Source organism: Holophagaceae bacterium, from assembly GCA_016720465.1.
In the GTDB taxonomy this organism is placed as follows: Bacteria; Acidobacteriota; Holophagae; order Holophagales; family Holophagaceae; genus JANXPB01.
In genome coordinates this window covers 940377-957176 of record JADKKO010000001.1, presented here as the reverse complement: position 1 = coordinate 957176, position 16800 = coordinate 940377, and the positions used below count along the sequence as shown (strand labels likewise).

Annotated in this window: 19 protein-coding genes; 17 read left to right on the top strand and 2 right to left on the bottom strand. The window is 51.7% G+C overall.

Annotation, left to right across the window (positions count from 1 at the left end):
- Window positions 1-89: 89 nt before the first annotated feature.
- The 4 genes from IPQ13_04325 (at window position 90) to IPQ13_04310 (ending at window position 2766) form a co-directional block, all read left to right on the top strand.
- On the top strand, window positions 90-506 hold the full coding sequence (locus tag IPQ13_04325) for a hypothetical protein (protein MBL0210132.1): 417 nt from the start codon (window positions 90-92) through the stop codon (window positions 504-506).
- A gap of 148 nt (window positions 507-654) precedes the next feature.
- A complete protein-coding gene (locus IPQ13_04320; GenBank protein ID MBL0210131.1) occupies window positions 655-1290 on the top strand; it encodes a hypothetical protein in 636 nt (211 codons plus the stop codon).
- A gap of 554 nt (window positions 1291-1844) precedes the next feature.
- Window positions 1845-2087 carry a hypothetical protein gene (locus IPQ13_04315; protein ID MBL0210130.1) on the top strand — a complete coding sequence of 81 codons (243 nt, stop codon included), beginning with the start codon at window positions 1845-1847 and terminating at the stop codon, window positions 2085-2087.
- A 139-nt stretch (window positions 2088-2226) separates the two neighbouring features.
- Complete coding sequence (locus IPQ13_04310) at window positions 2227-2766, top strand: hypothetical protein (GenBank protein ID MBL0210129.1); 540 nt, start codon at window positions 2227-2229, stop codon at window positions 2764-2766.
- Window positions 2767-4045: 1279 nt separating this feature from the next.
- Here the strand turns inward: IPQ13_04310 and IPQ13_04305 are convergent.
- A complete protein-coding gene (locus tag IPQ13_04305; GenBank protein MBL0210128.1) occupies window positions 4046-4531 on the bottom strand; it encodes a pyridoxamine 5'-phosphate oxidase family protein in 486 nt (161 codons plus the stop codon).
- Between the two features lie 1170 nt (window positions 4532-5701).
- On the opposite strand from IPQ13_04305, the gene IPQ13_04300 reads away from it, so the two are divergent.
- The 3 genes from IPQ13_04300 to IPQ13_04290 all read left to right on the top strand — a co-directional run bounded on the left by IPQ13_04300 (window position 5702) and on the right by IPQ13_04290 (window position 7808).
- Window positions 5702-6241: a GNAT family N-acetyltransferase gene (locus IPQ13_04300; GenBank protein MBL0210127.1), complete on the top strand. Its 540-nt coding sequence runs from the start codon at window positions 5702-5704 to the stop codon at window positions 6239-6241.
- Window positions 6242-6360: 119 nt separating this feature from the next.
- Window positions 6361-7194, top strand: coding sequence for a trypsin-like peptidase domain-containing protein (locus IPQ13_04295; GenBank protein MBL0210126.1), 834 nt, complete (start codon window positions 6361-6363; stop codon window positions 7192-7194).
- 152 nt (window positions 7195-7346) lie between these two features.
- On the top strand, window positions 7347-7808 hold the full coding sequence (locus IPQ13_04290; GenBank protein MBL0210125.1) for a hypothetical protein: 462 nt from the start codon (window positions 7347-7349) through the stop codon (window positions 7806-7808).
- A gap of 976 nt (window positions 7809-8784) precedes the next feature.
- Here IPQ13_04290 and IPQ13_04285 read toward each other — a convergent pair.
- On the bottom strand, window positions 8785-8940 hold the full coding sequence (locus IPQ13_04285) for a hypothetical protein (protein ID MBL0210124.1): 156 nt from the start codon (window positions 8938-8940) through the stop codon (window positions 8785-8787).
- A 33-nt stretch (window positions 8941-8973) separates the two neighbouring features.
- On the opposite strand from IPQ13_04285, the gene IPQ13_04280 reads away from it, so the two are divergent.
- The 10 genes from IPQ13_04280 (at window position 8974) to IPQ13_04235 (ending at window position 16762) form a co-directional block, all read left to right on the top strand.
- Window positions 8974-9597, top strand: coding sequence for a hypothetical protein (locus IPQ13_04280; GenBank protein MBL0210123.1), 624 nt, complete (start codon window positions 8974-8976; stop codon window positions 9595-9597).
- A 101-nt stretch (window positions 9598-9698) separates the two neighbouring features.
- Window positions 9699-10124, top strand: coding sequence for a hypothetical protein (locus IPQ13_04275; protein ID MBL0210122.1), 426 nt, complete (start codon window positions 9699-9701; stop codon window positions 10122-10124).
- 472 nt (window positions 10125-10596) lie between these two features.
- Window positions 10597-10929, top strand: coding sequence for a hypothetical protein (locus IPQ13_04270; GenBank protein ID MBL0210121.1), 333 nt, complete (start codon window positions 10597-10599; stop codon window positions 10927-10929).
- 141 nt (window positions 10930-11070) lie between these two features.
- A complete protein-coding gene (locus IPQ13_04265) occupies window positions 11071-11607 on the top strand; it encodes a hypothetical protein (protein MBL0210120.1) in 537 nt (178 codons plus the stop codon).
- A gap of 1295 nt (window positions 11608-12902) precedes the next feature.
- Window positions 12903-13298, top strand: coding sequence for a hypothetical protein (locus IPQ13_04260; GenBank protein MBL0210119.1), 396 nt, complete (start codon window positions 12903-12905; stop codon window positions 13296-13298).
- A 118-nt stretch (window positions 13299-13416) separates the two neighbouring features.
- Window positions 13417-13800, top strand: a complete 384-nt coding sequence (locus tag IPQ13_04255) for an isocitrate lyase/phosphoenolpyruvate mutase family protein (GenBank protein ID MBL0210118.1) — start codon at window positions 13417-13419, stop codon at window positions 13798-13800.
- Between the two features lie 223 nt (window positions 13801-14023).
- Window positions 14024-14554, top strand: a complete 531-nt coding sequence (locus IPQ13_04250) for a dihydrofolate reductase family protein (GenBank protein MBL0210117.1) — start codon at window positions 14024-14026, stop codon at window positions 14552-14554.
- A gap of 52 nt (window positions 14555-14606) precedes the next feature.
- Window positions 14607-14855 (top strand): DUF2442 domain-containing protein, encoded by a 249-nt coding sequence (locus IPQ13_04245; GenBank protein ID MBL0210116.1) that lies wholly within the window; start codon window positions 14607-14609, stop codon window positions 14853-14855.
- A 170-nt stretch (window positions 14856-15025) separates the two neighbouring features.
- Window positions 15026-15583: a dihydrofolate reductase family protein gene (locus IPQ13_04240; protein ID MBL0210115.1), complete on the top strand. Its 558-nt coding sequence runs from the start codon at window positions 15026-15028 to the stop codon at window positions 15581-15583.
- 108 nt (window positions 15584-15691) lie between these two features.
- On the top strand, window positions 15692-16762 hold the full coding sequence (locus IPQ13_04235; protein ID MBL0210114.1) for a tetratricopeptide repeat protein: 1071 nt from the start codon (window positions 15692-15694) through the stop codon (window positions 16760-16762).
- Window positions 16763-16800 lie beyond the last annotated feature (38 nt).

Here is a 16800-nt window from a genome sequence, read left to right as displayed (position 1 = left end):
TTAGGCCCACTCGATTGCGACCAATGAAATCAATCGCTTCATCTCTCCTCGTCCTCGTGCTCTTCGGGTGCTCTCCCGGCCCGAAGGTGATGAACATCGAGAATGCAACCAAGGTCGTTAAATTTGGTGATCAATATTTCTCCAGCCTCAAAAGCAAGCCAATTTCTGAATCAGTCAAATCAACAGAAAACCTTCACGTTGCCGGCCAGATGGACGAGATTCATTCCGCGAAATACGAAGGATGCTCAGCAATCTACTACCGAATTGGGCCAGAAAAACGAATCCTCCTTCAAAGCCTTGAGATCACGACAAATAAGGTACAGCTTCCTTTCGGTATCCATGTCGGGGCTCCAAAATCTTCAATCCTGAAGGCCCTTGGCAAGCCAAGCTCTGATAAAGACGGGTTGCTCATCTATGAATGCGGAGACCCTTACTCAGAAACTGTCTGCTTCACCGTTTCCAGTGGAGTTGTTAAAGCCATCAACTGGGAGAATGAAATTGACTAAGATCAATTGTAGTTCTCTGTTCCGCGTTGGCCTAACCTCTCGTTCAACCCGGACCCAACCGTGGGTTGCTGCCATCATGCTTTAAACCTTCGGCTCACGGTCGGGCCGGTTAACTTTGTTCGTTAGGCAAACCTGATAGGGCCTTCCCATGGCAGACGAACCACAACTCGAGCAAAAGGATTGGCGAGAACGCTTTCGTGCGGTTGCGCAGGCTCAAGGGCAATATCTTTATGTCCTTCTGATCGTCGGACTCTTCTTTGCGGCTCTTGCAGAATCAAAGTATTGGAGTCTCAAGACTGCTGTTGACATTCAGGATTTATCTCTCTTAGGTATTAAAGTCAATACTCGCACGCTTCTTGCCGCAGGATCACCGGTGCTGGCTTTCTTGCTCCTAGCCGCCTTGGGGACGTTTCCAGCAGTGAAATACGCGCATATGCGAGCAAGTGTGGGGCTGAGCGATGAAAAATTATGGGAGCGGCTCGACTCTTTACCAACAGCCATAGATTTCGTTGTATATGAGTATAAGGATGCATCGGCGAGTAAGCGCTGGCATTTGGGACTTCTGACCTATCCCGCCTGTCTTTGGCTTGCCTACATCGAAGCAATTGTTCTCTCTATCAGCAGCCTCCGTGCGTATGCCACCTTGGGGGCTACACAGTGGGTCATGACCGGGCTTGGAATTGTCCTTCTTTTCTTCGTCGCTCCTCGTATCTGGTTGCTGACACGCAACAAAGTACGATCTGCATTCTGCAGAAACAATGTTGACTCCCCGTCTAAAAACTAAGAATCCCAATGATAATCGCTCGTCTCGGCCTAACCTCTCGTTCAACTCGGACCCAACCGTGGGTTGCTGCCATCATGTTTTAAACAGTCGGCTCACGGTCGGGCCGGTTAACTTTGTTCGTTAGGCTCCACCATCATTCCCTTTTTTGGAGTGTTCAAAATGAATCCATTCGAAGAAATTAAGCAGTTTGGTAACCGCCCATCTCTGCTCATTACCTTGTGGTCTTCGGTTCTCTTGGTCGGGTACATGCCACTTTCGATATTTATTTTGGGTTCTGCCTACTTCGTCGATCTTCGACAGCTTGTTCTCGGTCTTTGGATAATGGCTGCCATAGGTCCATTTTGCTTTATCGGGATCCGATTGATTTATCGGCTATGTCGCTCCGTTAGCGAGCTACAGCTTCGAGTCATAGCTCTCGAAAAGGAACTCTCCTCAAGAAACGTCTCTGCCTAACCTCTCGTTCAACTCGGACCCAACCGTGCGCGACAACCGTCTTGCTTTAAAATTCCGGCTCTCGGTTGGGCCGGTTAACTTTGTTCGTTAGGCGCTACCCAATGGATAGACAGGAACTTCTCGAAAAAGTAATAAATCCTGAATCCTTCTTGGAGTTCGTTAAAGCTCTCGAACAAGATCGCCGAAACGGTGCGGTCTGGGAGAACGAAACTATTGAGAGCTTTTTAGAGGCCGCAACAGCCTGGGCAAAGGACTCTGATTTTGGGCAAACTCAAGGGCTCACTTCACGTTCACCATGGCAACTGTTCGCAGCTTTCCTCTACGCAGGTAAGGCCTATGAGTGAGCTGCCTAACCTCTCGTTCAACCCGGACCCAACCGTGGGTTGCTGCCATCATGCTTTAAACAGTCGGCTCACGGTCGGGCCGGTTAACTTTGTTCGTTAGGTCGCTAGCATTCACCATGCGACTTTTTTGGAGTTTGGTTTGTTCTTCCTTCCCCTTCTTCTAGTTTCTCAAATTGATCAGAGCCAATTCACTAAAGCAGATCAAGCAATAGTGCGACTATCGCCAATGTCTTTCCCAAAGCTTCCATTAAGGATTCGGGAATTTCTGATTATAAAGGGCTATAAGATTCCCCAAGCAAACTACTTTGAGCCAACTCCCCACAATGTAATTATTGGGCATTTCAAGAATTCGGTGCAAACGGATTGGGCGGTGCTTGCCTCGAAAAACCATAAATCCCGGATACTCGTTTTTTGGAATGGGGGTATCAAAAATCCTTCCTTCATAGGATCTGCCATGGATATCGAATATCTCCAGGGAATGGAAAAAGGTAAGATAGTTTTTTCTAGAAAAATTGCTACCATTAGTAAAAAGGCAATTATTGATAATGTTACAAACTACAATGCTCCGAAACCTCCACCCATCGATCACCAAGGCATTGATGACATATTTTCCGGAAAAGCTTCTTCGACCCTCTATTTCTATAGAGGTAAATGGATCAATATTCAAGGTGGGGATTGATACGTTTACGCGGCCTAACCTCTCGTTCAACCCGGACCCAACCGTGGGTTGCTGCCATCATGCTTTAAACCTTCGGCTCACGGTCGGGCCGGTTAACTTTGTTCGTTAGGCGCTCGCATGAAGAATTGGCTAAAGTCAATCATCGCTATCGCAATCATCTGGTTAATCGTTGGGATAGTCCTCAGTTTGCTCGGAAAAGGTGAATACGAAAGCATCAACGTTTTTAAAGTTCTGTTTTCGATTGTTTCTGGACTTTCCATTTCTGGCTTGATCATTTTCATGTCTATCTATGTGATCATGCGGCGCGATTTTTCGATGCGGAGTAGAGTTCTCTGGACCTGTTCATTTTGGTTGGTTCCATCTCCGATAATTTCAATGCCGATTTTCTTTATTCTTTACGTCCTTCCCCATCCAGCAGATCGCAAGATCCTTGATCCAATGAGTTCCTCGGCCTAACCTCTCGTTCAACCCGGACCCAACCGTGCTCGACAACTGTCATGCTTTAAACATTCGGCTCACGGTCGGGCCGGTTAACTTTGTTCGTTAGGCTGCAAGTGAGCGGGTCTCTGGCAATACGATTCATGCGGTTGGTAACGTCCAAATTTCAAAAGCTTCACCTTTGATCTTTCCAATTTCGGCGGCCACGCCAAGGCCAACAGCATCGATCGTCCCACTGGCATCAGTCGGCAGTTGGTATTTTGGTCGTATCATGCGGTACGGCCTTCATTCTTTGCCGCGCCATCATTCGTTCTCCCACTGTCGCGCAGAATTTTCTACGAGTCGGTACATGAATCAAACCCAGTCCATTCCTCGGCCTAACCTCTCGTTCAACCCGGACCCAACCGTGGGTTGCTGCCATCATGCTTTAAACCTTCGGCTCACGGTCGGGCCGGTTAACTTTGTTCGTTAGGTAGTCGTATTTCGGAGATCAGAAATCGTGTACGAGAAAATTTATCGATACCTCATCAAAGACGCCCACGGACTTGTGCTTCTGTCTCTTGCGGTTTCAATCTCGTTACTTGAACAATCTTGGGGAAGCTTGTCTTCGCGCCGCGCAACAATCTTTGTCGTTGTCCTGTCCATTATCTTTCTGGCCTCACTGGTCTCTCTTGGATTCAAGAAACCGAACCAACAAACTCCGCCGCCTGCCTAACCTCTCGTTCAACCCGGACCCAACCGTGGGTTGCTGCTGTCATGCTTTAAATCTTCGGCTCACGGTCGGGCCGGTTAACTTTGTTCGTTAGGCATCATCCAAGGCGGATAACCGTAGATTGCTGGCTCAAAGCTTGATCTCTGTATCTTTGAACCCCTTGGTGTAACTACCGATGCTTGGCACAAAGCGCAAGACCATCCATCGTGGATCCTTAGTGAATCCTGCGAGGCTGGCAGGGCAGTCTTTCCGTGCTGCTGCTTCTGCTGCTGGGATGAGTTGCACGGTACCTAGTAGCATCAGGCCCTCTGTTTTCCCTTCATCCAGGAGGTAAAGGCCGGCCTTGGGGTTGGCCTTAAGGGCAGCCACCTTTTTGGAGGAGGCATCGGTGACGAACCAGAAAGCAGCCAGACCATCCTGTCCCATTTTTGAAAGGGCCCGCACGTGGGGAAAGCCATCAGAGTCCTGGGTGGCCAAGATCGCTGTCTTGCAACGCTCAGCCAGGGCAAGGGCACCTTGGTGGGAATCCTCCTGGACAGCCGACTGAGGTGGTGACGCAGGGACTTTCTCCTGAGGAAGGGCCAGAACGAAAATTAGGGCCAAGGCTGGTAGCATGGTTCCTCCTCTGGGACCGAATGTGGTTATATGGAGCATAACCAAGAAGCCCAATGACAATCATTCATCCCTGCCTAACCTCTCGTTCAACTCGGACCCAACCGTGGGTTGCTGCCATCATGCTTTAAACCTTCGGCTCACGGTCGGGCCGGTTAACTTTGTTCGTTAGGCTGCACGCGGGCGGATCTCTGGCAATGCGATTCGGGCGGTTGATTACGTCCAAAATTCAAAAGCTGCCCCTTTGATCTTTCTAAATTCGGCGGCCACGTCGGGGCCAATGTTTTGCGATGTCGCGCTGGCATCATTCGGCACTTGGTATTTTGGTGGTAACACGAGGCAGGGCCTTCATTTGCACCGGCCATCATTCGTTCTCCGTAATCGCTCAAAAAATTCAGATGGATCGTCAAAATTTCACAAGCAATCCCCTTTGATCCTTAACGTTCAGCGGCCAGGTCGGGGCCAATGTTTTGCGGCGTCTCACTGGCAACGGTCGGCAGTTGGTATTTTGGCCGTATCATGTGAGCACGACCTTCCTTTAAATCGGCCATCATTCGTTCTCACGCAGTCGCGTCATAAATTCAGCGAGTCGGTACATGTCTCAAAACCAGTTCAGTACTCAGCCTAACCTCTCGTTCAACCCGGACCCAACCGTGGGTTGCTGCCATCATGCTTTAAACCTTCGGCTCACGGTCGGGCCGGTTAACTTTGTTCGTTAGGCGCCAACCATCAGGATCTTTGTCAAGTTGGGTTCGTGTTCTAATCCCCGGCTTCAATGGCTCAACTGCGGTCATTCGGGGGTCGCAAAGCGGAGCATGGTTCTCCTGGCCATACCTGGTCATTGGGCCCGCCACAGTACACGGTTTCGGTTCCCGCGGTTCCGCTAGGCCCCGATTGGTCCGTTCCGCTCGGAAGCAGGGGATCATTCTTCCGTTCATCGCCCATCTCGTCGTCTCCTAGGCACGGGGCAGGGTTTCTGACATTGTTTCGTTAAGCTCGAACGGTATTCTCGTTCAATGGTTAAAAAACAAATGCCCCCATCTCTGCCTAACCTCTCGTTCAACCGGACCCAACCGTGGGTTGCTGCAAGCTCCTCTGGGCATTCGGATATCTCGTCTCCACTCAACACCCGGCTCACGGTTGGGCCGGTTAACTTTGTTCGTTAGGCATGTCATGTATGAGCTGGGATCAATCAAAATTCGACCCTATGAACTCGGAGATGCTCAGGGCCTATTCGATGCTGCAAGAGAATCGGTTTCCACGGTTGGAGCTTGGCTTTGGTGGTGTACTTCAGATTTCACAATTGAGACCGCAACGGCCTGGGTCGAACACCAAGTCTCGGCATTCCGGTCCAATGCTGAATATGAATTTGTAATTGTCTCAGAGAAAGGCCTTTTCCTTGGGGGTTGTGGCCTCAACTCAATCGATGAGCGGAATGCCAGAGCAAACCTTGGCTATTGGGTACGCTCATCCACAACATTGCGTGGCGTTGCTACCGAGGCAGTGCTTCAAGTAGCTCAATGGGCCTTCCAAAACACAGACCTCATCAGACTCGAAATAGTCATCGCAAAAGACAATCGCGCGAGTCTCCGCGTAGCCGAAAAGGCGGGTGCTGTTCGTGAGGGCGTTCTTCGTCAGCGTCTGCATATTCAAGATACTTTTCAGGACTCCGTCATGTTCTCTATCCTCAAAGCAGACGTCTCACGTGCCTAACCTCTCGTTCAACCCGGACCCAACCGTGGGTTGCTGTCATCATGCTTTAAACCTTCGGCTCACGGTCGGGCCGGTTAACTTTGTTCGTTAGGAGCTCTAGCAACATGTTCGAAGAGTTTATGAAAACGCTCTCGACATATGAACAATTGGCGTTCGGCACAATTCGAATTGAGTGTGATCTGTCCACTGGTGGTATTTCTACCGGGACCGGGTTCTTCTTCCGATTTGCCGACGATGGCTCTACACATGTACCAGCCATCGTTACCAATAAGCATGTAGTCAGGAATGGAACAATTGGCCGAATCTTGTTCACGCTTCAAACCGTAAATGGCGAACCAGATATAGGGAATACACATTCGTGGGCAATCGATAATTTTGAAAAGGCTTGGATACCTCATCCGAATCCTATGATCGACCTTTGTGTAATGCCAATTAGTCATTTGATAAGCCTGGCCCAAGCAAAAGGTAAATTCTTCGCTTTCACTTACCTTGCATCGGATCTTATGCCCACCGATGAGGACATAAATAACTTCGTTGGGATGGAAAAGATAATTATGGTTGGGTATCCAAACGGGATCTGGGATCAGAAAAACAATTTCCCAGTTTTTCGTTCCGGGGTCACAGCTACTCACTATCGTTACGATTGGAATGGGAAACCTGAGTTTCTGATTGATGCAGCTTGTTTCCCTGGATCTAGTGGTTCTCCGGTCCTTGTTTGCGACATCGGGCAAGTCCACACGAGAGCTGGGCTCCAAATTGGGAGCACAAGAATAAAATTTCTGGGTGTTTTATATGCTGGGCCTCAGCATCGGGTAGATGGAACGGTGGAAATTGTTCCAATCCCAATCGCCAGTCATTTGATAGCGACAAGCCAGATCCCAAATAATCTTGGCATGGTTATAAAATCCAGAATGCTAAATGACTTTGATGTTCTGTTTCGCAATCGCCCCTAACCTCTCGTTCAACCCGGACCCAACCGTGCGCGACTACCTTCATGCCTTAAACATCCGGCTCACGGTCGGGCCGGTTAACTTTGTTCGTTAGGCTCTTCCTCGACAAATAAATGCTCAGCCATACTTGACAGCACCCACCCAGGAGACCTGCTATGAAAAGAATCTCCACATCGTTGTTAGTTATTGCGCTGGTTTCCAACCTTTTTGGATACCAGTCACAACCGACGAAGCTCCCCTCCTCACCGGTCCCACCCAAGGAAACCACAACTGGGACATGTCAACTCGTCGTCCTCAATGGAACAGGTAAAATGCTGTCTAATTCTGATATGACGGTGTATGAGCATGACAAAGAATTCGTGACCTTGCCCCGGATGACATACAGAAAACTCACAATTCCCGCGGGAAAGCATGAATTTCGTTACTTCAAGGGGGGGTGGGGATCTCGCGGTCTCGCCGTTCTAGATGCCAAGCCCGGCGAGAAATATTTCCTTTATGTCGAATACAATCCAGGGAAATCTTGGGCCTCACCCTTTGGCGGACGGCCGGAACGGATTCAGATAATCACGGAAGCGGATGCCACCACACACATGAAAACTATGCAGCCTATAGAGTAACGGCGTAGCGTCACTGAAACTCAATACTGGTTCCATGGCCGAACTGCCCTATGGTGGAAATTCTGCTCCAGTCGACTGGATGCTGCCCATTTCAGCCTAACCTCTCGTTCAACCCGGACCCAACCGTGGGTTGCTGCCATCATGCTTTAAACAGTCGGCTCACGGTCGGGCCGGTTAACTTTGTTCGTTAGGCCGCTCATTGTTGTTCTCCCTCTTTCTAGCCCTGAATTTGGTTCCTCAACCAGGGATCATCGAAACGCCCAAGTTCCGGGTAGTAATGCCTGGGCCGGTATCAAAACCAACTGAGGGAACTGAAGCCACTCCTTGGGGGCAGGCAGTCACCACAGAATATTCATCAACGGATGATAATGGGATCACCTACACCTTCTCCGCATACTCGTTCGCCGGGTCCAAGGCTGTCACACCTCGCAGGCTTAAATTTGCGAAGGCCTACTTCCGTAAACACCGAGAGTGCGTGGCGAACGAACTCTCTTCGGCACCGATCCCTGACTCGGATGGCAAGACTTGGCCACAAAGGTTGCTCGGTGGCCACTGCATCGCGGATCAAGGCTTCCGAACGCTTTTCCTTGTTGCATCGGGTCGTCTCTATCGATTAACGGTGGCCTACGAATTCAAAACAGCGGTGAGCGTCACTGAATCCGATATTTCGAGTGTGGCCAACCCACCGCCGCCGCCTCCTCCGCCACCGTCCGAATCAGAGCTAGTCAGGGCGATTCGAATTCTGAGCAGTCATTGCCAATTCAAACATCAAACAACAAGTGCTTCGGTTCACGTCGCCGGCCTAACCTCTCGTTCAACCCGGACCCAACCGTGGGTTGCTGCCATCATGCTTTAAACCTTCGGCTCACGGTCGGGCCGGTTAACTTTGTTCGTTAGGCTCTCATTGAGAAAAAGCATCTTCACATCTTCTGCATTGGTGGCCAGTTCGCTTTTGGCCCAATCCCCAACCGAAGATTCAGAGAAGTACAACCACATTGGCTTCGGTGGCAACGCCCAATATTCCACTCTTGATGTTGACCTTCGGGGCACTTTGGAATACGGAATCGGCAGAATCGGCTTCCAGGCGCTTCGAGAAAATGCCACCGGTCGGATAACTTTGTTCGTTAGGCATCACAATCCTCCTCACTCCGTTAAGGATTGCCAAATGAGTTCTGAGAACAAGTTTGATCAGGTTCTAACCTGGGTTATGGATATCAATCCAAGTGACGTTGTACAAAATGTTGAGCAGAAGCGGTTGGCTTTTCCTGGATTAACCAATTACGAATTGGCGAGTAAATTCATTGAGAGTTACTCTCGCAAGGCAGCCGTTGAAGGGTTCTTCACTGGATTGGGATCAAATCCCTTTGTAATGGCAGGCACAGCACTGGCTGATGTTGCCTTTATGCTTCGATTCTATGCCTATCTCACGGCATGCATTGGTCTCATCGCTAATCCTAAATATTTCGAAGATCCTGACTGGAAAACTGACGCATTGTTGATGCTGGCTGGTCCAAAAATATTGGCCAAGGTATTAAAAGAGGCTGGAGTAGCCGGAGCTAAGAAACTTACCAAGGCGATCATTAAAAAATTCATAAGTAAGGAAATGCTCGCCCTTTTGAAAAGGGCAATGCTTAAATGGTTTGGCAAGAAAGTCACCCAAAAGGCAATTCTCACCAAATCTGTACCATTTGCAGGCGCGATTGTTGGGTCGATCTGGAACTTAGTTGAAATTAAGATCGTTGGTTCACGAATCCTAAAATACCATATCCCGGGTGAATCCCCTGCCTAACCTCTCGTTCAACTCGGACCCAACCGTGGGTTGCGGCTGTCATGCTCTAAACCTTCGGCTCACGGTCGGGCCGGTTAACTTTGTTCGTTAGGGCTTCAGAGATGCCCCCATTCCGCAGAATTTGTTTCACAGTTGCCATTGCACCATTGGCTGAATTTCCAGTTTCTGTTTTCGTTTGTACGTTCTTCCTCAGAACGCCTGGAACAACTCTTTGGGATGGTTTCCAGACTTCTCTATTCGCGAGTCTTGTTGGGTTGGCCCTCAGCTACCTGGCTATGATTATTTATGGCATCCCAGTTCTGTATCTCTTAAGCAAAATGAAGCATCTGAATTTCTTGCCTTCAACTTCGGCTGGTGCAATTGGTGGACTGGCTATTTCCATGATCTTTCACGACATAAAGGCGTCCGCTCTTCTGGTTGCCTGTGGCGCTGCGGTGGCGGCATTGGCTTGGTACCTCATCGTATCCCAGGCTAAGGCGCGCCCTAACCTCTCGTTCAACCCGGACCCAACCGTGCGCGGCTGCTAGCATGTCCTAAACTGTCGGCTCTCGGTTGGGCCGGTTAACTTTGTTCGTTAGGGCTCACGTTGAACATTCGTCAAAAGGGAATCGTTAAACTTGTAATTGGCTCCGTCATATTCGCCTTAGTCTTACTATGGGTTTTTCGAACAGGGGGAGGCAACTCACACCATTTTTATGAGCCAACACTAATGACCCTGCCTGGCGCATTCGCGGCCATTGGGCTCATCGAGTTGGTTACGGGGTGCCCATTTTCAAAATTTGCTCATGCCTGGGAGCGCCTCAAGTGGTGGCAACGCGGATTATTTGGAACAGGATTTCTTCTGGCTGGTACTGTCGTTGTTCTCGCGGTGATAATCCTTGTTGCCAAGCTATCGCCCTAACCTCTCGTTCAACTCGGACCCAACCGTGCTCGACAACTGTCATGCTTTAAACATTCGGCTCTCGGTTGGGCCGGTTAACTTTGTTCGTTAGGCATCCCATGGATCAATTCCTTACATTGCTCTTAGTCCTGGTCCCTCTTTCAATTGTGATCCTCCTTGTCGTCGCGCTGGTCGCCATCAGAAAAAACCATAATCAAAAATCAATCCAAGGATTGACTGATGAAAATGGTCAAATCACCAATTCGTTAATTATCCGCTTATTGTCGATTTTGCTTGCATGTCTAGGTACGGTTGGAATATTGGCCTGTATTATTCTTAATTTTAATACACCTTATGGATTTATTCAGGTGCTCGCTCCTTCACTAATTTTATTCGGCACCGGGGTTGCTGGGCTCTGGCGAAATCAGGTTGGTGGTAAAAGTGAGCGATAACTCTTTTCCAGGCTTCGGGGCCTGCCTAACCTCTCGTTCAACCCGGACCCAACCGTGGGTTGCTGCTGTCATGCTTTAAACATTCGGCTCACGGTCGGGCCGGTTAACTTTGTTCGTTAGGCGGCATCCGGAGATTTCAAAATGCCCCGTTCAAGATTCCTGGCCCTTGCAAGCACAATCGCTTTGTTTGCTTCCGGCGCACAAACGATTCACCCCCTTACTCTCAATCAAGAAGAGATCTCTGTTTACGAGCTATTACTCGGGCATTACGGGGGCAAGCTTGTCGTATCCCGGACAATTATTTCGGATAACCCAACTGAACTTGAAGCCACATGGAAATATGTCACAGGGCCTAATGGGCGCATGTGGAGTGCTATTCCTAGAACTCCGGCATTGCGAAGCGCCTTCAACAATCTAGTTGATAGGTCAAAAACGAAATGGCAAATCCAACCTTGGTCCTCTAAATACAATCTCCAAAACGTCAAACTCCCGGGTGAGAATCCACCCGTTACTGTGTTCAGCTTTAGCCCCATTGGATTTGATGTATCAAGAACAATTGCAGTAGTGATACGGTCTGGCCAACAGGGCCCTCTCGCTGGTAGCACGGAATTCATCATTCTTAGAAAAAAGGATGGTGCCTGGGCGATTGATGAGGAGCGAATGATTGGAATGTCATAATCTCACTCCGTCCGCACTCACCATGCTGCCTAACCTCTCGTTCAACCCGGACCCAACCGTGGGTTGCTGCTGTCATGCTTTAAAGATTCGGCTCACGGTCGGGCCGGTTAACTTTGTTCGTTAGGCGCCAACGATCAGGTTCTTTGTCAAAATTGATTTTGTGTTCCAGCTTCTTGCTCAACTGCGGTCATTCGGTCATCGCGGAGCGAGGCACCTTTCTCCTGGCCATACCTGGTCATTGGGCCCGCCACAGTACACGGTTTCGGTTCCCGCGGTTCTGCTAGGCCCCGATTGGTCCGTTCCGCTCGGAAGCAGGGGGTCATTCTTCCGTTCATCACCCATCGCGTCGGCTCCTAGGCACGGGGCGGGGTTTCTGGCATCGTTTCGTCAAGCTCGAACGGTATTCTCGTTCAATGGTTCAAAAACAAATGCCCTCATCTCTGCCTAACCTCTCGTTCAACCGGACCCAACCGTGGGTTGCTGCAAGCTCCTCCGGGCATTCGGATATCTCGTCTCCACTCAACACCTGGCTCACGGTTGGGTCGGTTAACTTTGTTCGTTAGGCTGTAAGCGGGCGGATCTCTGGCAATGCGATTTATGCGGTTGGTAACGTCCAAATTTTAAAAGCTGCTCCTTTGATCTTTCAAATTTCGGCGGTCACGTCAGGGCCAACATCGTCTGGCGTCCCACTGGCATCGGTCGGCAGTTGGTATTTTGGTCGTATCATGCGGCACGACCTTCATTCTTTGCCGCGCCATCATTCGTTCTCCCACGGTCGCGCAGAAATTTCTACGAGTCGGTACATGAATCAAACCCAATCTAGTCCTCGGCCTAACCTCTCGTTCAACCCGGACCCAACCGTGGGTTGCTGCCATTATGCTTTAAACAGTCGGCTCACGGTCGGGCCGGTTAACTTTGTTCGTTAGGCTGCAAGCGGGCGGATCTCTGGCAATACGATTCATGCGGTTGGTAACGTCCAAAATTCAAAAGCTGCTCCTTTGATCTTTCCAATTTCGGCGGCCACGTCAGGGCCAACATCCTGCGGCGTCTCACTGGCATTGGTCGGCATTCGCTGATTGCGCGATATCATGCTGCACAATCTTCATTCTTTCCTGCGCCATCATTCGTTCTCCCACGGTCGCGCAGAAATTTCTACGAGTCGGTACATGAATCAAGCCCAGTCCAGTCCTCGGCCTAACCTCTCGTTCAACCCGGACCCAACCGTGGGTTGCTGTCATCATGCTTTAAACAGTCGGCTCACGGTCGGGCCGGTTAACTTTGTTCGTTAGGTCGCCATGCAATCTATTCGTGTAATCCAGGCGCTCATTCTGAGTTCAGCTCTCACCTTCTCCTGCTCCGCCCAAGCAAATGGAACTTCAAAGGGTTCTCGAAAGGTGGCTCATGCTCTGACCAAGGAATTGGCTGGCGCAAAGATTCTAGCGGCCGTGAAACGGGATAGGATCTACAAAACAATTTCACCAGATTGCCTCTTTGCGGACTTCGAAGAAGAAACTAAGGGATATTTTCAATTTGCCGTTCGCTTCAACCCAACTTGTTGCGGCGTCAGAACAGAGTCAACACTTCTCAATCGGTTCGCAGTTCTTCGCCCAACCGGCGAGATCGTTTACTGGGATGAGTCAGATCCTGAGTCATTTAAAACCTATGCCTCATTCTTGGCAGGCAAATCATGATGTCCTACCTGGTCGGCCTAACCTCTCGTTCAACCCGGACCCAACCGTGGGTTGCTGCCATCATGCTTTAAACCTTCGGCTCACGGTCGGGCCGGTTAACTTTGTTCGTTAGGTCGCCATGCAATCTATTCGTGTAATCCAGGCGCTCATTCTGAGTTCAGCTCTCACCTTCGCCGAGACGGTGCGCCGGGCCGAGCGCCACCTGGCTGCCGGAGCCGACTGCATCTTCGTTCCCGGTGTCACCGCTGCCGAGGAGATTGGCAGGTTGACCGCTGCGATCGGTGCGCCGGTGAACGTCGTATCCGGACTGGTCGAGCCGGTGCTGGACGCTGCCACGCTACGCGCGCTCGGTGTCGCCAGGATCAGCGTTGGCGGCACCCTCACTCGCGCCGTCCTTACCCTGGTCGAGCAGGCCGCTCGGGAAATGGCCGATCACGGCACTTTCGGCTTCGCCCAGGGGGCCATCCCGTACGCTGAGCTGCAGCAGCGCTTCAGCCGCTGAGCTGACATTCCAGGCATCGGTTCAGCACTCGAGCAGACCTCATGCCGACTCGCGGCCACTTGCACCACGGGTTGTTGGGGCCATGGTTGACGGGGCGTGCACAGGGGAAGCGGCGCCCTCCTCAGATCGCACCATGTGGGAGTATTGTCGGGTGGTGCCTAACCTCTCGTTCAACCCGGACCCAACACAGCACAAATGTTCCGCGTAAGGAAAGGGGAGTGATATGGCCAAGCTTGTGTTCGGAATGAACCAGTCGCTGGATGGCTACGTCGACCATATGGCGTTTGCACCAAGCCCCACGCTCTTCCGCCACTTCATCGAGGAAGCTCGGAGACTGGCGGGCAGCGTCTATGGTCGCCAGATGTATGAGGTCATGCGGTATTGGGACGACGATGATCCTGAATGGAATGTAGAGGAACACGCCTTCGCGGCAGCATGGCGGGCTCAGCCGAAATGGATCGTCTCGCGCTCGTTGAAGTCGGTCGGCCCCAACGCCAGGCTTGTTGGGAATGACCTTGAGGTCGCGATCCGCCAGTTGAAGGCCGAGCGCGACGGGGAGATCGAAGTTGCTGGCCCAAACTTGGCGCACAGCCTCACCGAACTTGGCCTGATCGATGAATATCGAATCTACCTGCACCCCGTCGTGCTCGGCCACGGCAAACCATTTTTCGCCGGACCCCGGCCGCCGCTCCACCTCATGACTCATGACCTGATTGGCGAGGATGTCATCAGATTGACCTATGTCCCTGCCTAAATGGCCGTCAGCGGGGAAAACCCGTGCGAGATCGAGCCCCTGTGAGGTTGCCATGTATTGGGATGTCCAATCAGTAAAGCCCCTCCCGGATTACCGGCTCTATCTTGAAATCCAAGATGGGAGGAAAGGTATCTTCGACCTCAAGCCATACCTCGATGATGGTGTGTTCCGCGAGCTTCGGGACATCAACTACTTCAATCAGGTTGGCATCCTTTTCGGCGCAGTCACTTGGCCCCATGACCAGGACATTGCGCCAGAAACGCTTATCTCAGAAATGCAGCCTTTGAGCCCGACCGCTTAACCCCTCGTTCAACCCGGACCCAACCGTGGGTTGCTGCCACCATGCTTTAAACCTTCGGCTCACGGCCGGGCAGGTTAGCTTCATTTGTTCGGCGCTCACGATGCTTTCAGCGGGCCAAGCAAGGATGACGGTATCCTAAGAAACTCCAACTTAAGAAGACGGATACTTAAATGAGAAAGCTCAAAATTATCGAACACATCTCGCTTGATGGTGTGATCCAGCATTCCGCCGATGACGGCGATTTTCCCTACAGCGACTGGACGGCGCCCTATCGGTCCCCTGCTGGCCGGGATGCAATGCTCGCGGCGTATGGCGGGAGCTTCGATCTGCTGCTTGGCCGCCGCACCTACGATATCTGGTCGGGCTTCTGGCCAAAGGCGCCGAGCAGTCCGATGGCGGACGTCCTCAATGCGGCGACAAAATATATCGCTACCCACCGCCCGGAAAGCCTTGAATGGGGACCGTTCGAGGGCCTTGGACCGGACATCATCGAGGACATACGCCGCATCAAGTCGCAGAACGGCCCGGACCTTGTCCTCTCGGGCAGCTCGACGCTGACATCGACGCTGCTCGAACATGGGCTTGCGGATGAAGTCCTGCTGGCCGTCTATCCGGTCCTGTTGGGCATGGGGAAGCACTTCTTTGCGGAGGGAACCCCGCCGCGCTCATTCGAGCTCGTCGGCACGCAAGCATTTCCGTCTGGGATCACAAGGTCGCCGGGCCATTGAAGACCGGGTAGTTCCCCACCCCAGGCCCGCCACATGCTGTAAATCACCGGCTCTCGGTCGGACCCGTCGACTTTGTTCGTCAGGCTGCGTCCCTTGCATGAGGAATGAATGCGCAAACAATCCCTTCTCCTCTCTGCCCTGCTTGCAACGCCAATCTTGATGGCTCAGGAACCAACCTTCGAGAGCCTGCGGGAGGAAGGCCGCTGGAAGCAGCTTCGGCCACGCATAGAGGGCTGGTATCGGGCTAAACCAGAAGATCCCTACGCCCTACTCTGGATGTCCAGGTTGAAATTGGCCTACGGCGACCCGCCGGCAGCATTGGATTTGGCCCGGAAGGCCGTGGCGTTCAAAAGCACGGACGCCGAACTCCACATCCAGCATGGCGTGGCGGCCAGGGCGGTTCTGGATGAGACCGATAGCATGCTGAAAATGCTGCCCTTGTCCAAGGAGTGGAAGAAGGCATTGGAATCGGCGCTGGCTGTGAACCCAGCAAGCGAAGAAGCCACAGAATCCCTGCTCCAGTTTTTCATGGGCGCCCCAGCCATTGCCGGGGGGAGCAATTCCAAAGCCAAGGAATTGGCGCAACGATTCACGAACATCCAGCCGTCGGCCGGGCTTGTGCTACAGGCCAAAGCTGCATTCCGCGGCAAGGATTTGGATGGGGCGAAATCCTTGGTCCAGCAAGCCCTCGCCAAAGATCCTGCCTGCGCCAAAGCCTACAGTTTCTGGATCACCAGCCTGAAGCGCCAGAAACCGGAACCCCTAGACACCATCGCCACCCTTTGCAGGAAGGCCCTTGAAAACCATCCAAAGGCGATCGAATTCCACGCAAACCTGGCTTATTCGCTGGCTAAGCAGGGGAAGTGGACCGAATTGGAGGTCTGTCTCGTCCAGGCCCGCAAGATCTTTCCTGACAACCTCGCGCCCTATTTCTACGCCGGTGAAAGCATCCTCGATACGGGGTCCCAGGGCCGGGCGGAACCATTCCTTCGGACCTATCTGTCGCAAAGCCCTGAAGGGTTTTCTCCCGGCCTTGCAAGCGCCCATGCAAACCTCGCCTACCTGTATGACAAGCAGGGGCGCCATTCAGAAGCGATCAAGGAACTCGAAATAACACTGAGCCTCAGGCCCTCCCACAAATGGGCACAGAAGGAGCTGCAACGGCTGAAGAAGTCCTGAATGTCGGAGCCAGTGCCGGAAATACGCTTTCATCATGG

What these genes read in the sequence shown, in the direction of transcription:
- IPQ13_04325 (MBL0210132.1), top strand. Translation starts at nt 90, where the DNA reads ATGAACATCGAGAATGCAACCAAGGTCGTTAAATTTGGTGATCAATAT.
- IPQ13_04320 (MBL0210131.1), top strand. Translation starts at nt 655, where the DNA reads ATGGCAGACGAACCACAACTCGAGCAAAAGGATTGGCGAGAACGCTTT.
- IPQ13_04315 (MBL0210130.1), top strand. Translation starts at nt 1,845, where the DNA reads ATGGATAGACAGGAACTTCTCGAAAAAGTAATAAATCCTGAATCCTTC.
- IPQ13_04305 (MBL0210128.1), bottom strand. Translation starts at nt 4,531, where the DNA reads ATGCTACCAGCCTTGGCCCTAATTTTCGTTCTGGCCCTTCCTCAGGAG.
- IPQ13_04300 (MBL0210127.1), top strand. Translation starts at nt 5,702, where the DNA reads ATGTATGAGCTGGGATCAATCAAAATTCGACCCTATGAACTCGGAGAT.
- IPQ13_04295 (MBL0210126.1), top strand. Translation starts at nt 6,361, where the DNA reads ATGAAAACGCTCTCGACATATGAACAATTGGCGTTCGGCACAATTCGA.
- IPQ13_04290 (MBL0210125.1), top strand. Translation starts at nt 7,347, where the DNA reads ATGAAAAGAATCTCCACATCGTTGTTAGTTATTGCGCTGGTTTCCAAC.
- IPQ13_04285 (MBL0210124.1), bottom strand. Translation starts at nt 8,940, where the DNA reads ATGCCTAACGAACAAAGTTATCCGACCGGTGGCATTTTCTCGAAGCGC.
- IPQ13_04280 (MBL0210123.1), top strand. Translation starts at nt 8,974, where the DNA reads ATGAGTTCTGAGAACAAGTTTGATCAGGTTCTAACCTGGGTTATGGAT.
- IPQ13_04275 (MBL0210122.1), top strand. Translation starts at nt 9,699, where the DNA reads ATGCCCCCATTCCGCAGAATTTGTTTCACAGTTGCCATTGCACCATTG.
- IPQ13_04270 (MBL0210121.1), top strand. Translation starts at nt 10,597, where the DNA reads ATGGATCAATTCCTTACATTGCTCTTAGTCCTGGTCCCTCTTTCAATT.
- IPQ13_04265 (MBL0210120.1), top strand. Translation starts at nt 11,071, where the DNA reads ATGCCCCGTTCAAGATTCCTGGCCCTTGCAAGCACAATCGCTTTGTTT.
- IPQ13_04260 (MBL0210119.1), top strand. Translation starts at nt 12,903, where the DNA reads ATGCAATCTATTCGTGTAATCCAGGCGCTCATTCTGAGTTCAGCTCTC.
- IPQ13_04255 (MBL0210118.1), top strand. Translation starts at nt 13,417, where the DNA reads ATGCAATCTATTCGTGTAATCCAGGCGCTCATTCTGAGTTCAGCTCTC.
- IPQ13_04250 (MBL0210117.1), top strand. Translation starts at nt 14,024, where the DNA reads ATGGCCAAGCTTGTGTTCGGAATGAACCAGTCGCTGGATGGCTACGTC.
- IPQ13_04245 (MBL0210116.1), top strand. Translation starts at nt 14,607, where the DNA reads ATGTATTGGGATGTCCAATCAGTAAAGCCCCTCCCGGATTACCGGCTC.
- IPQ13_04240 (MBL0210115.1), top strand. Translation starts at nt 15,026, where the DNA reads ATGAGAAAGCTCAAAATTATCGAACACATCTCGCTTGATGGTGTGATC.
- IPQ13_04235 (MBL0210114.1), top strand. Translation starts at nt 15,692, where the DNA reads ATGCGCAAACAATCCCTTCTCCTCTCTGCCCTGCTTGCAACGCCAATC.